This window comes from Marinobacterium lacunae (genome assembly GCF_000705555.1).
Classification (GTDB): domain Bacteria; phylum Pseudomonadota; class Gammaproteobacteria; order Pseudomonadales; family Balneatricaceae; genus Marinobacterium_D; species Marinobacterium_D lacunae.
In genome coordinates this window covers 1-13,075 of the sequence record NZ_JMQN01000013.1, presented here as the reverse complement: position 1 = coordinate 13,075, position 13,075 = coordinate 1, and the positions used below count along the sequence as shown (strand labels likewise).

11 protein-coding genes are annotated in these 13,075 nt (G+C 57.4%); 5 read left to right on the top strand and 6 right to left on the bottom strand.

Annotated elements, in window-relative coordinates; translation table 11 throughout:
• The first annotated feature begins 42 nt into the window (after nt 1-42).
• Together mrcB and ADIMK_RS02950 are read left to right on the top strand one after the other, a co-directional pair.
• Entirely contained in the window at nt 43-2,370 is a 2,328-nt protein-coding gene (gene mrcB, locus ADIMK_RS02955; protein ID WP_036183430.1) for a penicillin-binding protein 1B, read from the top strand.
• A gap of 29 nt (nt 2,371-2,399) precedes the next feature.
• Complete coding sequence (locus tag ADIMK_RS02950) at nt 2,400-2,984, top strand: tetratricopeptide repeat protein (protein WP_036183428.1); 585 nt, start codon at nt 2,400-2,402, stop codon at nt 2,982-2,984.
• Nucleotides 2,985-2,990: 6 nt separating this feature from the next.
• On the opposite strand, the gene ADIMK_RS21195 is transcribed toward ADIMK_RS02950, so the two are convergent.
• Genes ADIMK_RS21195 through ADIMK_RS02930 form a run of 4 tightly spaced genes read right to left on the bottom strand, consistent with a single transcriptional unit; the run spans nt 2,991 to nt 7,299 of the window.
• The gene (locus ADIMK_RS21195; protein ID WP_051692380.1) at nt 2,991-3,632 is read right to left on the bottom strand and encodes a hypothetical protein; all 642 of its coding nucleotides are present in this window, start codon (nt 3,630-3,632) and stop codon (nt 2,991-2,993) included.
• Nucleotides 3,632-4,912 carry a glutamate-1-semialdehyde 2,1-aminomutase gene (hemL, locus tag ADIMK_RS02940; protein WP_036183425.1) on the bottom strand — a complete coding sequence of 427 codons (1,281 nt, stop codon included), beginning with the start codon at nt 4,910-4,912 and terminating at the stop codon, nt 3,632-3,634. Before hemL ends, ADIMK_RS21195 begins: the two co-directional genes overlap by 1 nt.
• 39 nt (nt 4,913-4,951) lie before the next feature.
• Nucleotides 4,952-5,584, bottom strand: coding sequence for a thiamine phosphate synthase (gene thiE, locus ADIMK_RS02935; RefSeq protein WP_036183422.1), 633 nt, complete (start codon nt 5,582-5,584; stop codon nt 4,952-4,954).
• The gene (locus ADIMK_RS02930) at nt 5,581-7,299 is read right to left on the bottom strand and encodes a chloride channel protein (RefSeq protein ID WP_036183421.1); all 1,719 of its coding nucleotides are present in this window, start codon (nt 7,297-7,299) and stop codon (nt 5,581-5,583) included. Before ADIMK_RS02930 ends, thiE begins: the two co-directional genes overlap by 4 nt.
• 157 nt (nt 7,300-7,456) lie before the next feature.
• Between ADIMK_RS02930 and argC the strand changes: the two genes are divergently transcribed.
• The gene (argC, locus tag ADIMK_RS02925) at nt 7,457-8,491 is read left to right on the top strand and encodes an N-acetyl-gamma-glutamyl-phosphate reductase (protein WP_036183418.1); all 1,035 of its coding nucleotides are present in this window, start codon (nt 7,457-7,459) and stop codon (nt 8,489-8,491) included.
• A gap of 62 nt (nt 8,492-8,553) precedes the next feature.
• A complete protein-coding gene (gene erpA, locus ADIMK_RS02920) occupies nt 8,554-8,898 on the top strand; it encodes an iron-sulfur cluster insertion protein ErpA (protein WP_036183416.1) in 345 nt (114 codons plus the stop codon).
• An 89-nt stretch (nt 8,899-8,987) separates the two neighbouring features.
• Here erpA and ADIMK_RS02915 read toward each other — a convergent pair whose 3' ends face one another.
• Nucleotides 8,988-10,088 carry an anhydro-N-acetylmuramic acid kinase gene (locus ADIMK_RS02915; protein ID WP_036183414.1) on the bottom strand — a complete coding sequence of 367 codons (1,101 nt, stop codon included), beginning with the start codon at nt 10,086-10,088 and terminating at the stop codon, nt 8,988-8,990.
• 2 nt (nt 10,089-10,090) lie between these two features.
• Nucleotides 10,091-11,515: an OapA family protein gene (locus ADIMK_RS02910; protein ID WP_036183411.1), complete on the bottom strand. Its 1,425-nt coding sequence runs from the start codon at nt 11,513-11,515 to the stop codon at nt 10,091-10,093.
• Nucleotides 11,516-11,722: 207 nt separating this feature from the next.
• On the opposite strand from ADIMK_RS02910, the gene tyrS reads away from it, so the two are divergent.
• A complete protein-coding gene (gene tyrS, locus ADIMK_RS02905) occupies nt 11,723-13,015 on the top strand; it encodes a tyrosine--tRNA ligase (protein ID WP_036183409.1) in 1,293 nt (430 codons plus the stop codon).
• The last annotated feature ends 60 nt before the right edge of the window (nt 13,016-13,075 follow it).

Sequence of the window (13,075 nt, the reverse complement as noted above, 5' to 3'; positions counted from 1 at the left end):
GGCGCGCAATCTTTCAATAAAGCTCCGGATTATACTGAACCGATGAGTAAAAAGAGAAATAACCGCAAAAACAGCCGCAGTCGGAAAACATCCCGATCCTGGTTCAGAGCACTGTTGGGTCCGCTTTTGAAGTTGTCGCTGGTGCTTGCGGTGATCGCGGCAGTGGGGTTGATCTACCTCGATGCGCAGGTTCGTGAAAAGTTTGAGGGTAAGCGCTGGGCGCTACCGGCCAAGGTTTATGCCCGTCCGCTGGAACTCTATCCGGGGCAGCAGCTCAGTGCTGAGGACTTTCGTCTGGAGCTCAAGGGACTCGGCTATCGGTCGGTATCCTCTGTCAGCCGTCCCGGTAGCGCGCACTGGAATGGTGGGCGGGTGCAGCTGGTAACCCGTGGTTTTCCGTTCCCTGACGGTGCCGAGCCGTCGCGTAACATGACACTGGAGTTCGGCGGGCAGGGGCTGCAGCGTATTCTCGATGACCGAGGACGCTCGCTGTCGCTGGTACGTATGGAGCCGGTGCTCATCGGTGGTATTTATCCACAGGATAACGAAGATCGCGATCTGATAAGACTGGAGGATGCGCCTGCGATGCTGCCGACGGCGCTGGTCGCAGTGGAAGATCGCGACTATTACAGCCATCACGGTATCTCCCTGAAAGGGATCGCACGCGCCATGATGGTGAATATTCGCGCAGGGCGGTTTGTGCAGGGTGGCAGCACACTGACCCAGCAGTTGATCAAAAACTTCTACCTGACCGACGAGCGCACGCTGGCGCGCAAACTGCTCGAAATGCCGATGGCTGTTTTGCTTGATCTGCACTACAGCAAGGATGAGATTCTCGAGGCCTACCTGAACGAGGTGTACCTCGGCCAGTCCGGGGCGCGGGCGATTCATGGCTTCGGTATGGGCAGTCAGTACTACTTCGGGCGTCCTGTGGGCGAGTTGAGTCTGTCTCAGGTGGCGCTGCTGGCAGGATTGGTTAAGGGCCCCTCCTACTATGATCCCCGCCGCCATCCGGAGCGCGCGCTGAACCGACGCAATCTGGTTTTGCGTCTGTTGCATGAGCAGGACAAGATCAGCGATGCCGAATATGAAGAGGCGGTGGCTGAGCCGCTCGGAGTGGTTGAGCAACGTAGTCTGCAGAAGGGCGCCTATCCCGCCTACCTTGATCTGGTTCGCCGTCAGTTGCGTGAGGAGTATAGGGAAGAGGACCTGAGCAGCGAGGGGCTTCGCGTGTTCACGGCACTCGATCCGCAGGTTCAGTCGCGTGCTGAACGGGCTCAGAGCACCACGCTTGAGCAGTTGGAAAAACGCTATGGCCAGTCGGCCAAGGGGCTGGAAGCCAGCATGGTGGTAACAGACCCGCAGACCGGCGAGATTCTCGCCGTTATCGGCGGGCGTGACTCCCGTTATGAAGGCTTCAATCGGGCACTGGATGCCTTGCGTCCGATCGGCTCTCTGGTCAAGCCGGCCATCTATCTGACCGCTCTGGAGCGCGGATATACTCTGGCCACCCCTCTGGAGGATGAGGCTTTCAAGCTCAAGCTGCCCAATGGCGATGTCTGGTCACCGGATAACTTCGACAACAAGAGCCATGGCCGGGTGCCACTGCACTATTCGCTTTCGCACTCCTACAATCAATCTACCGCGAGGCTGGGGCTCGATATCGGGGTCGACAAGGTGATTGACATGCTTGAGCGCCTCGGTGTCGAGCGGGAACTGAAGCCCTATCCATCCCTGTTGTTGGGGGCGCAGGCACTATCGCCACTGGAAGTGGCGGGTGTCTACCAGACGCTGGCGGCCAACGGCTTCCGCATGCCGCTGCGCGCAATCCGGTCGGTAACCGATGCTCAGGGGCAGGAGCTGTCCCGCTACCCCTTTGCTCTGAGACAGGAGGTCGATCCGGCACTTGTGCACCTGATTCAGTATGCCATGCAGGAGGTGGCGCGAGAGGGGACGGCCCGCTATGTCTATTCCCAGTTACCGCCCAACCTGAATATCGCGGGCAAAACTGGTACATCGAACGATCAGCGCGACAGCTGGTTTGCCGGTTTTACCGGCAATCGCCTTGCGGTGGTCTGGGTAGGGCGGGATGATAATGCCAAGCTGCCCTTCACGGGTTCGGGCGGTGCGCTTAGAATTTGGACGGATTACATGCGCCGTGAACATCCAGAGCCGTTCTACGCTACGCGCCCCGAGAAAGTGGAATATGTCTGGGTGGATGATGCGACCGGACTGTTGTCGGATCAGCGCTGCGAAGGGTCGCGTCAGCTGCCGTTCATTCGCGGTACCGAGCCCAAGGACAGTGTGGATTGCGGGCAGTTGCGGCGCAGTGGCAATCCATTGGACTGGTTCCGCAGCTGGTTCCAGTAATTGATTGAATGAAGAGCAAAGGCAGGGATATGAAAAAGCTTGCGGCAGTGCTGGGCGCCATGATGTTGGCCGGTTGTGTGGGCCCGAACCCCTATGTCACACCGGTTGAAGATCGCAGTAATCGGCAGGTTACGACGCCGCCACCTCCGGGCAGCGTGGAAAGTGTCGAGCCGAGCCCGGGCGTGAGCGTTCAGCCGATTGAGGATGTGCCTGTCTTCAGACCGCAGCGTGAGACGTTACCTGAGAGCGGTTCGATCAATGTGGCGCCGACGGAGATGCCGGCTAGCGAGCCGCGTAACGCAGCAGTCGTTGCGCTACTGGATACAGCTAACCGAAATACTCAGGGCGGTGATCTGCGTGCCGCGCAGAACAGTCTTGAAAGGGCTCTGCGTATCGCGCCGCGCGATCCTCAGGTGTATTACCAGTTGGCGGATGTACAGCGCCGACTCGGCCAGTTCATGCAGGCCGAGCAGGTAGCGCTGAAAGGTGTGAATGTGGCCAATGGGCAGCCAACCGAACTGCGTCGCCTGTGGAGCCTGATCGCACTGATCCGCAGTGATGCAGGTAATGGCGCAGGTGCCCGCGCCGCACAGCAGGAAGCGAGCCGGTACTAATCTCGCTTAATGCTGTGAGTGCGCGGCAGCGGCCAGCTCCCTGCGCAGGGCGTTGGTGCCGAGCAGTAGAGATAGGGCGCAGAGCGCACTGAAGCCGGCAGGGCTTTGCCCGTTGATTGCCAACCCCCAGTCTGGTGCCGCCGGGCTGGCTACGGCAAAAGCCACGCCCAGCACGACGGCCGCAAGTGACATCGTTTTACGCGCGTTCGGCTCGCCAAAGCGAAAGCCGCCTGCGAACACAGTGGCAACCACTGCAGTGCCCAGGGTTTGCAGATATGGCTCGGCGTAGCCCATTTGGCGGCTGAGTTCGAAGCCGGCAAACAATCCCAGTAGAAGCCGCCCCCAGCCTGCAGGAGACCAATACAGGCCACGCGCCTGAGCGTACACTGCAACGGCTATCAACGCCGGCGAGATATAGATCGCCAGATTGAGCGCCATCTGGCGAATCACACTCAGATCATTGCCGTTATCGGTCGGCAGGTAGGTGGCAGGCACGGAGAGCGCAACGAACAGTGCGCTCAACGCCCAGGCACTCAGCAGGGCGCGCTGCTGGTCAACGCTTGATCTCGCTGTCCAGGACCAGAGCGCACTGCCTGAGGCGGCCACTACCAGCAGCAGATCCGCTGCCAGCGTTACGACATTCACCATCAGAGCGATGCAAACGCTTTGTCGGCGGCTTCCAGCGTTGCGTCGAGATCCGCCTCGGTATGAGCATCGGAGATGAATCCCGCCTCGAATGCCGAGGGTGCCAGGTAGATACCCTGATCGAGCATGGCGTGGAAGAAGCGACCGAAACGTTCGGTGTCGCACGCTGTGGCATCGCTGAAGCCGCGAATCTCTTTGGCATCGGTGAAGAACAGGCCGAACATACCGCCGACACAGGTTGTGGTGAACGGGATGTTGTGTCGTGCAGCGATCACTTCCAGACCTTGAGTCAGGTATTCGGCTTTGGCTGCCAGAGACTCGTGAATATCACCCTCGCAAAGCGCGTTGAGCATGGCCAGACCTGCTGCCATCGCGAGTGGGTTTCCGGACAGCGTACCGGCCTGGTAAACCGGACCCAGCGGCGCAATGTGGGACATGATTTCGCGCTTTCCGCCAAAGGCGCCTACGGGCAGGCCGCCACCAATAACCTTGCCCAGTGTGGTCAGGTCGGGCTTGATGTTATACAGCGCCTGTGCACCACCGAGGGCGACTCGGAATCCGGTCATGACTTCATCGAAGATCAGCACGGTGCCGTATTCATCGCAGATTTCGCGCAGTCCCTCGAGGAATCCCGGTTGTGGCGGTACACAGTTCATGTTTCCGGCGACCGGCTCGACGATAATGCAGGCGATCTGCTCACCCACTTCGGAAAAAGCCTGACGGACGCTGTCTAAGTCGTTGTAGTTCAGCGTCAGGGTATGCTCTGCCAGCGCTGCGGGGACGCCCGGGGAGTTAGGTTCGCCAAGGGTCAGTGCGCCAGAGCCTGCCTTTACCAGCAGGGAGTCGGAGTGGCCGTGATAGCAGCCTTCGAATTTGACGATCTTGTCACGCCCGGTATAGCCGCGGGCAAGACGGATAGCGCTCATGGTGGCCTCGGTACCGGAGCTGACCATGCGCACCATCTCGATGGAGGGCATCAGTTCACAGACCTTGTCAGCCATCTCTGTCTCGATGGCGGTAGGGGCGCCAAAGCCCAGACCGTTGTCCAGTGATTCGCGCACTGCGTTGATAACCGGCTGATAGCAGTGACCCAGAATCATCGGCCCCCAGGAGCCTACGTAGTCGATGTAGCGCTTGTCGTCTTCGTCGAACAGGTAGGCGCCTTCTCCGCGTTTGAAGAAAACAGGCGTGCCGCCAACCCCCTTGAATGCGCGAACCGGAGAGTTGACGCCTCCGGGAATGTGAGTCTGTGCAGCCTGGAACAGAGTTTCGGAAGCAGACATGAAGCACCATCCTATGTAATAGGTGAAAAAGTATTCGAATTAAGCGTGAAAAAGCCGGTTGAATGCCCGCGCCTGGGCTTCTACATCGTCCTGCGCGAAAAGGGCATGGATCACCGCAATCAGATCCGCACCGGCCTCGATAACCTGGCTGGCATTATCCATACTGAGCCCCCCGATCGCTACTATCGGGCATTTAAGCTGCTTTCGTGCTTCGCTTAGCAGACTAAGAGGTGCAGGGTGCGCATCGGGCTTGGTGCTGGAGGGGAAGAACGCACCAAAAGCCACGTAGTCGGCTGTGCCGGCCTCGGCCGTGAGCGCCAGATCCAGACGGTCGTGGCAGGTGATACCGATAATGGCATCTTTGCCCAGCTTTGCGCGTGCGGCATCCAGAGAGCCATCCTTCTGTCCAAGGTGGACGCCGTCGGCTTTGCATGACAGGGCCAGCTCGACGTCATCATTGATCAGCAGCGGTACCTGATACTGATGGCATAGCTCTACCAGCGCGTTGGCCTGACGCAATCGTTTTGCACTGTCCCCGGATTTGTCCCTGTATTGCACGAGGCTGGCGCCGCCGCGCAATGCGGCGGACACCGCGTCAAGCATCTGCTGATCGGTCGGCATCAAGCCGGCATCGGTAATGGCATAAAGCCCGGAAAGTTTCGGAGTGTTCATAGGGCCTGTTTGTGGTTGTAGTACTCTTCGATTTTACTGCGACGAATCACGCCCAGGGGGACGCCCTGGTTGCTAATCACCAAGAGTACGGTAACGCCGTGGGCGGTCATCGTCTCCCAAGCTTCATGAAGGGTGGCGCGGGAGTAGATGGGAATCGCTTCCTGACGGCTGGCGGGAATGTGCAGTAACTCGATCTCGATTTCGGGCTTGCCGTCTTCGGTTGGATGTTTTTCCAGCCAACGTGTCAGATCGCCCATCGGCAGCAGCGCGCGGGCCTCATCCTGTTCGACGAGGAACCAGCGGGGTGCCGTTTGCAGCAGCCGGTCGGCGTGTTCTGATGTTATGACAGCCGGGGTGCTGATGATATCGCGTTCCAGCAGGCTGCCGACGGCCGCCCGCGAGAGCGCCTGGGCCAGCGGCGCCTGACGTATGTCCAGTCCTCGAGCCTCGAGTGTTGCCTGGAACGCGGAGGGGCGTTTGAAGAGGGATCTGAGCGTCAGGTTGCTGACGACGATGGCGATCATACCGGGCAGAATGATGGCGGAATTGTCGGTCAGCTCAAGCAGCGCAATCAGTGCCGCAAGCGGCGCATTCAGTATTGCGCCCATCATGGCGCCCATGCCGATGGTCGTGAACAGGTCCACCGGCATATTAAATCCAAGTTTCTGCGCAAATCCCGCCAGCAGCGCGCCGGATAGGGCGCCGATCACCAGCGAAGGTCCGATGATTCCCCCAGGAAGGCCCAAGCCTATCACGAAGGGCGTTAGTACCGTCTTGCACACCAACAATAGCAGCAAAAGCTCCAGTGCTGCCGGCGCGTCGAACAGTCGTTGGATGCTGTCATAACCGGTGCCCATCACTTCCGGAACCGCCATGGCCACCATGCCGGTCAGCAGGCCTGCCATAATGAATCGCACGGGTAAGGGAGTGCCGCGTAGCTTGAGCGTTTGTTGCAGTGTGTAGATAAAGGCCGCGGCAACGAGCCCGATACCAAGGCCGAGTATCAGCAGTAGTGGAAGTTCGGGAAGAATGTCGCTGGATAGCTCAGGCAGGTGCAGTTTGGCGGCGTGCCCGATGACCAGCTGTACCAAAACATCGGCAACGACTGCGGCGACAATGACGGGTATGAAACCGAGAATACTATACTCAAGCAATATCACCTCCATGGCGAAGATGACGCCGGCCAGCGGGGTGTTGAATACGGCGGCGATGGCGGCTGCGCTGCCGCAGCCGATCAGGATGCGCAGAGTGTTATTGGGCAGGTTCAGCCACTGACCGATCAGGCTGCCGCAACTTCCGCCTAAATAGACCGCGGGGCCTTCGCGGCCGACGCTGTGGCCGCTGCCGATGGCGATTGTAGCGCCTGCAAACTGGGTCAGCAGATTGGAAATCGATAGCTGTCCCTGATGGTAGTTCAGCCGCTCCAGAAGGTGTGGAATGCCGACGCTGCGTGAAACACGGGGAACGAGTATCAACAGGGCGACCAAGATGATACTGCCGATTACAGGAAAGCAGAATCGCTGCCAAGGCGCGAGCGATTCGAAATCTTCGCTGATGCCACTGGGCAGTAGCCAAAACTGTGGTAACTCGATCGCCAGCCTGAATAACAGAATGACAAGGCCGGTGCTGAATCCGGCAAGGACTCCGAGGAGGACCAGTTGGGGCAGTGCGTCGAAGTGGGAAAGCCGTTGCCGGAACTGTTCAAGCGATGGCATGCGGCGTGGTCTCTATTCGCATTCGATAGTCATTAAACAGTTGTGTGAGTATGATAAAGCTTCTTCGGAGTACTGAAACCCGGGTGTCTCGGGCTGGCGTCGTTTCCGAATCGGTGGTGTAAGAGTAACAGTTCTGAAAAAGTTATGAGAGGTTAGCGTGATCAGTGTAGGTATCGTTGGGGGAACAGGCTATACCGGCGTAGAGCTGCTGCGTATTCTGGCCAACCATCCACAGGTGAAAGTCGAGGTTATCACCTCGCGCTCCGAAGAGGGTATCCGCGTAGCGGATATGTTCCCCAACCTGCGTGGTCACTATGATCTTGCGTTCACCGTGCCGGATATCGACCGTCTGGCAAAATGTGACGTGGTCTTCTTTGCTACCCCCCACGGTGTCGCGATGTCGATGGCACCGGAGCTTGTCGCGCGCGGCGTGCGCATTATCGATCTGGGGGCTGACTTCCGGATCAAGGACGTGCCGCTGTGGGAAAAGTGGTACAAGCTGGAACACACCTGTCCGGATTTGGTCGAGAAAGCGGTATACGGCTTGCCCGAGGTCAATCGCAGCGAGATCGCCGACGCGCAGCTCGTGGCGTGTGCAGGTTGCTACCCGACGGCTACTCAGCTGGGTTACCTGCCATTGCTTGAGAAAGGTTTGGTGGATCACCGCCGTCTGATTGCGGACTGCAAGTCCGGCGTGAGCGGCGCGGGTCGTGGTGCCAATGTGGGGTCTCTGCTGTGTGAATCCAGCGAGAGCATGAAGGCTTATGGCGTGCCGGGGCACCGTCACCTGCCTGAGATTCGTCAGGGGCTGACCCGGGCGGCCGGTCGTGAGGTGGGTCTTACCTTCGTGCCGCACCTGACACCGATGATTCGCGGTATTCACGCGACGCTCTATTCCGTGCTGAAAGACCCTGTGGACCCTGGGCTGCAGCAGATGTTCGAGGAGCGTTTTGCTAACGAGCCGTTCGTCGATGTCATGCCAGCGGGCAGCCATCCCGAAACGCGCAGTGTGAAAGGGTCTAACGTGTGTCGTATCAGTGTCCATCGTCCTCAGCAGGATGACACGGTTGTGGTGCTGTCAGTGATCGATAACCTGGTCAAGGGAGCGTCCGGTCAGGCTGTTCAGGTGATGAATATCATGTTCGGCTTTGCCGAAGATGAGGGGCTGAAAATCGTTGGCCTGATGCCGTAATACTTGACTAAAACAGTTGGTATAAGAGAGAATTCACCCTCTATCGGAGGGTTTGCAGCAATATGAGCGAAAACGTACAGGATGCGCTGGTCTTTACCGACTCGGCGGCGGCCAAAGTCAGATCTCTGATCGAAGAGGAGCAGAACGATAACCTCAAGCTGCGGGTGTATATCACCGGCGGTGGGTGTGCGGGTTTTTCGTACGGCTTTACCTTTGATGAGGCAAAAGCTGATGATGATACCGAAGTGGTCCGTGACGGTGTGACGCTGTTGGTAGATCCCATGAGCTTCCAGTATCTGGCAGGCTCGATCGTGGATTACAAAGAGGGCCTGCAGGGCTCGCAGTTCGTGGTCAACAATCCCAACGCAACCACAACCTGCGGTTGCGGCTCCTCCTTCTCGATCTGATTCTCACACGGTCGTGCACCGATTGTTTGACGGTGCACGACCAGTCTGTAAAAACACGCTTTCATCACTTTCGTTGAGTCTAACGGCCTTCAGGCAGGATAGATGGCGCCCAGAATTCGTGCGCCCTCTGCGCCGGTAACGGCGGCCAGATTACCTGGCTGGCGAGTTTCCGCTCGCCAGGCCAGCCACGCGAACGCAGCCGCTTCCACCCAATCGGGATGTAAGCCAAGTTCCGCTGTGGAGGTGATGCGAGAGCTGGGTAAATGGTGTCTCAAGCGCGCGATCAGGTGAGCGTTATGGGCCCCGCCTCCACAGACGAAGGTAGTGGGCCGGGATAGCGGCAGCAGGTCAATCGCCTCGGCGATGGAGCGGGCGGTCAGTTCCGCAAGAGTGGCCTGAACATCAGCCGCGCTTGGTGCTTGGGGGAGCTGATCGATCAGCGTGTCGAGCCAGCGCCGGTTGAATAGCTCTCGCCCCGTGCTTTTTGGCGGAGGAGCGCTGAAGAAGGGTGTCGCAAGCGCGGCCTCTAGCAGCGCTGCATCAACAACACCGCTGGCACCCCAGGCGCCTTCTGCATCATAGGCGGTGCCTTGGTGACAAAGGTTCCATTCGTCTAGCAGCACGTTACCCGGGCCGGTATCGAATCCGATTACGGGTTGTTGCGTGTCCGAAGGCAGAGATGTCAGATTTGCCATGCCGCCAATATTTACAATGACGCGATCTTCGCTTGAACAGTGAAAGAGCCATTGATGAAAGGCGGGTACTAACGGAGCACCCTGTCCACCGGCGGCCACATCACGGCGTCGGAAGTCCGCTATTGTGGTCATCCTGGTGCGCTCGGCTATACGGCTGGGGTCACCTATTTGCAGCGTAAAACCAAGGTCTGGTCGATGTCGGATGGTCTGGCCATGACTACCGATGGCGGAGATCTGGGTGGGGTTTATTCCGCTTAGTGTGACGAGTTCATTCACTGCAGTTGCAAATAGATCGCCCAGTTCGGTGTCTAGAGCGCCGTACCGGTCGATGCTGTAGTCTGTAGCATCGGCAAGCTCGAGTATGCGCTGCTTGAGCGTGGGTTCTATCGGGACGGAGTGTTGGGATAGTAACTCGAACCGGGGGGCAAATCTGGCCAGCACCGCGTCGATGGCGTCAACGCTGGTGCCGGACATGAGGCCGATATAGAGCGACATCCTCAGTTGCTCGGTGGCTGCTGGGGGTTGGCAAGAGCCAGCTCCGTTGCGCCTTTGTCCAGCATGGCCATAAGCCGAGATGACTCGCGCTGAAAAGCGGTGTGCTCCGCTTTGGCAACAGGCTCGGCGTGGGGCAGTGATACCGTCATGGGGTTCTTGTGCACGCCGTTAACACGGAACTCGTAATGCAAGTGCGGGCCGGATGCCAATCCGGACATCCCGACGTAGCCGATTACCTCACCTTGCTTGACTCTGGAACCTGTGGACAGGCCTGATTTGTAGCCGCTCATATGTGCGTACAGGGTGGTGATATTACCGCCGTGTTGAACGATGATGCAGCGACCATAGCCGCCCTTTGTGCCTCTCCAGATGATTTTGCCATCGCCGGATGCTTTGATCGGGGTGCCGGTGGCCGCCGCGTAATCAACCCCGCGGTGAGGGCGCTTGGTGCCAAGGACCGGGTGTAGGCGGGCTGGATTGAAGCCTGAGCTGATGCGGCGGAAGTCGACCGGGGAGCGTAGAAATGCTTTGCGCATGCTCTGGCCGTCAGGCGTGAAATAGTTGGTATCGCCATTGCTGTCGGTATAACGCACGGCAGCGTAGCTTTCGCCTTGGTTGACGAATTCGACAGCAAGGATGTCACCTTCCCCGATTTTTTCGCCGTCGAGAAACTTCTCTTCGTAAAGTACGCGGAAATGATCGTTTTTACGGATATCCAGTGCGAAGTCGATGTCCCAGCCGAGAATCTGGGCCAACTGCATGATCATGTTGTCGGACAGGCCCGCGCGGCTTGCATCCACAAACAGCGAGTTGCTGATTGTGCCGCTAACAATATGAGGGGTGACGTCCGGTGTCCGGCTCAGCACTTGCGTGGTATATCCGTCATCGGTGCGTGATATTTCAACGCTGTTGAGGCGGTCCTGAACAAATTTGAGCTTCTGAAGTTCACCTTCTTGAATCAGGAAAGAGATGGTCTGTCCCGGGTAAAGGCGGGACAGAACCTTGTTTTCCTCGGTGGCCTGACTGACCTGATAAACGTCACGTGCAGAGAGTCCTGCGCGTTTGAACAGTGATGTAAGGCTGTCACCGCTACGGACATCGTAGTCGATCCAGTTTTCCATAACAGGAGGGGGGACGGCTGCTTCGATCTGTGTGCTGGCCAAAGCCATCTCCGGTTCTGTTGTACCGGATGATTCCGTGTCGAATGATTCTTCGTGCTCGTCTGTCGGGGTGAACTCGGTTCCGAATGAAGCTGATTGCGCAGGCTGTACCTGGGCTGGTACGAGCTTGAGTGTGCTGCGAGTAGCCTCGACCTCTTCGGAGGGTAAAAGCAACAGAGTGGTGCCAACAATGAGGGTACATATAGAAGCAGCCGCCAGATGAATTTTCGGCAGGCTGCCTATAAGGGTAGAGACTTTTCGCAGCACGGCATCACCCCGGTGAAAATAGGCAAAATAAAGTGGTTAAACGACAGCTGTATATGACCGTCGATTATATATAAGTTCCTTTACCTTTTGTCCGCCGTTTGGTTGATTTCTTGAGCTTTTGTGCTCCTTTGTTTGTCTGGGTCAAGCGCGAGCGCTAAAATGCGCGCCTTGTTCTGGTACAACTGACCTTAAAAATAGAAGGCCGCTATGAGTAAGCTAAGTCTGATAGAAGATTTAAAAGCACGCGGATTGATCGCGCAAACAACCAGCGAAGAGGAGCTGGTCGAGCATCTGGGATCAGGGCGCGTCACTCTCTATTGCGGTTTTGATCCGACAGCAGACAGCCTTCATCTTGGCCATCTGGTACCGTTGCTGATGCTGAAGCGTTTCCAGGAATATGGCCATCGTCCCATCGCGTTGGTTGGTGGTGCGACTGGATTGATTGGTGATCCGAGCTTTAAGGCGCAGGAGCGACAGTTGAACTCTGCCGAGGTTGTACAAGACTGGAGTAATTGCCTTAAGCGTCAGATCAGTCAGTTTATCGAGTTCAACGATAACGGTGGCGCCATTCTGGCCAACAATTATGACTGGACCTCAAATGTCGATGTGCTGAGCTTCCTTCGAGATATCGGTAAGCACTTCAGTGTTAACAAGATGATCTCCAAAGAGTCGGTCAAACAGCGTATTGAGCGTGAGGGTGAGGGCATCTCGTTTACCGAGTTCACCTACCAGATACTCCAGTCCTACGACTATCAGAAACTTAATGAGCTGTATGACTGCACTCTGCAGATCGGCGGCTCAGATCAGTGGGGTAACATTACTGGTGGTATAGAGTTGGTGCGGCGCATGAACGGTAGGTCTGTGCATGGTTTGACCCTGCCGCTGATTACCAAGTCAGATGGAACCAAGTTCGGCAAAACCGAAGGCGGCGCGGTATGGCTCGATCCCAAAAAGACGTCCCCCTACGCGTTCTATCAATTCTGGCTTCAAACGCCAGATGCCGATGTGTACCGCTTCCTGAAGTTCTTTACCTTCCTGGATGTGGCGCGCATCGAAGCGATTGAAGCGGAGGACCAAGCGCGTGAAGGGCGTCCGGAAGCGCAGCGTATTCTGGCTGAGGAGGTTACCCGTCTGGTACATGGGGATGATGCTCTGGCTGGCGCGCGCAGAATAACAGAAGCGCTGTTCTCTGGTGATCACTCCACCTTGGATGCTGATGATTACGCTCAGCTGCAGTTGGATGGTTTGCCCGCTTCGCAGGTTCCGGCAGAACTGGCCGACCTGCCGTTGACGACGTTGTTGACCGAAGCTGGCGTGGCAACCTCCGGTAAGCAGGTTAAGGACGCGCTGCAGCGTAGTGCCGTCGTCATTAACGATGAGGTTTGTTCGTTGGATCGTAATATGGATGCCGCGACTCTGTTCTCGAAAGAGAGCGCTCGCTTTGAGCGTTTCTTCCTGGTCAAGCTGGGTAAGAAAAAGCACCATCTCTTTTATCTCTGAACCCTACAAGTGTCAGATCAAAGGGTGTTGTGGAAGAATTTGAAAATTTTTTACAACGCC

Coding starts and splice junctions, on each gene's coding strand:
- erpA (WP_036183416.1), top strand. CDS start 8,554: ATGAGCGAAAACGTACAGGATGCGCTGGTCTTTACCGACTCGGCGGCG.
- ADIMK_RS02930 (WP_036183421.1), bottom strand. CDS start 7,299: ATGCCATCGCTTGAACAGTTCCGGCAACGGCTTTCCCACTTCGACGCA.
- mrcB (WP_036183430.1), top strand. CDS start 43: ATGAGTAAAAAGAGAAATAACCGCAAAAACAGCCGCAGTCGGAAAACA.
- hemL (WP_036183425.1), bottom strand. CDS start 4,912: ATGTCTGCTTCCGAAACTCTGTTCCAGGCTGCACAGACTCACATTCCC.
- ADIMK_RS02915 (WP_036183414.1), bottom strand. CDS start 10,088: ATGTCGCTCTATATCGGCCTCATGTCCGGCACCAGCGTTGACGCCATC.
- tyrS (WP_036183409.1), top strand. CDS start 11,723: ATGAGTAAGCTAAGTCTGATAGAAGATTTAAAAGCACGCGGATTGATC.
- ADIMK_RS02950 (WP_036183428.1), top strand. CDS start 2,400: ATGAAAAAGCTTGCGGCAGTGCTGGGCGCCATGATGTTGGCCGGTTGT.
- ADIMK_RS21195 (WP_051692380.1), bottom strand. CDS start 3,632: ATGGTGAATGTCGTAACGCTGGCAGCGGATCTGCTGCTGGTAGTGGCC.
- thiE (WP_036183422.1), bottom strand. CDS start 5,584: ATGAACACTCCGAAACTTTCCGGGCTTTATGCCATTACCGATGCCGGC.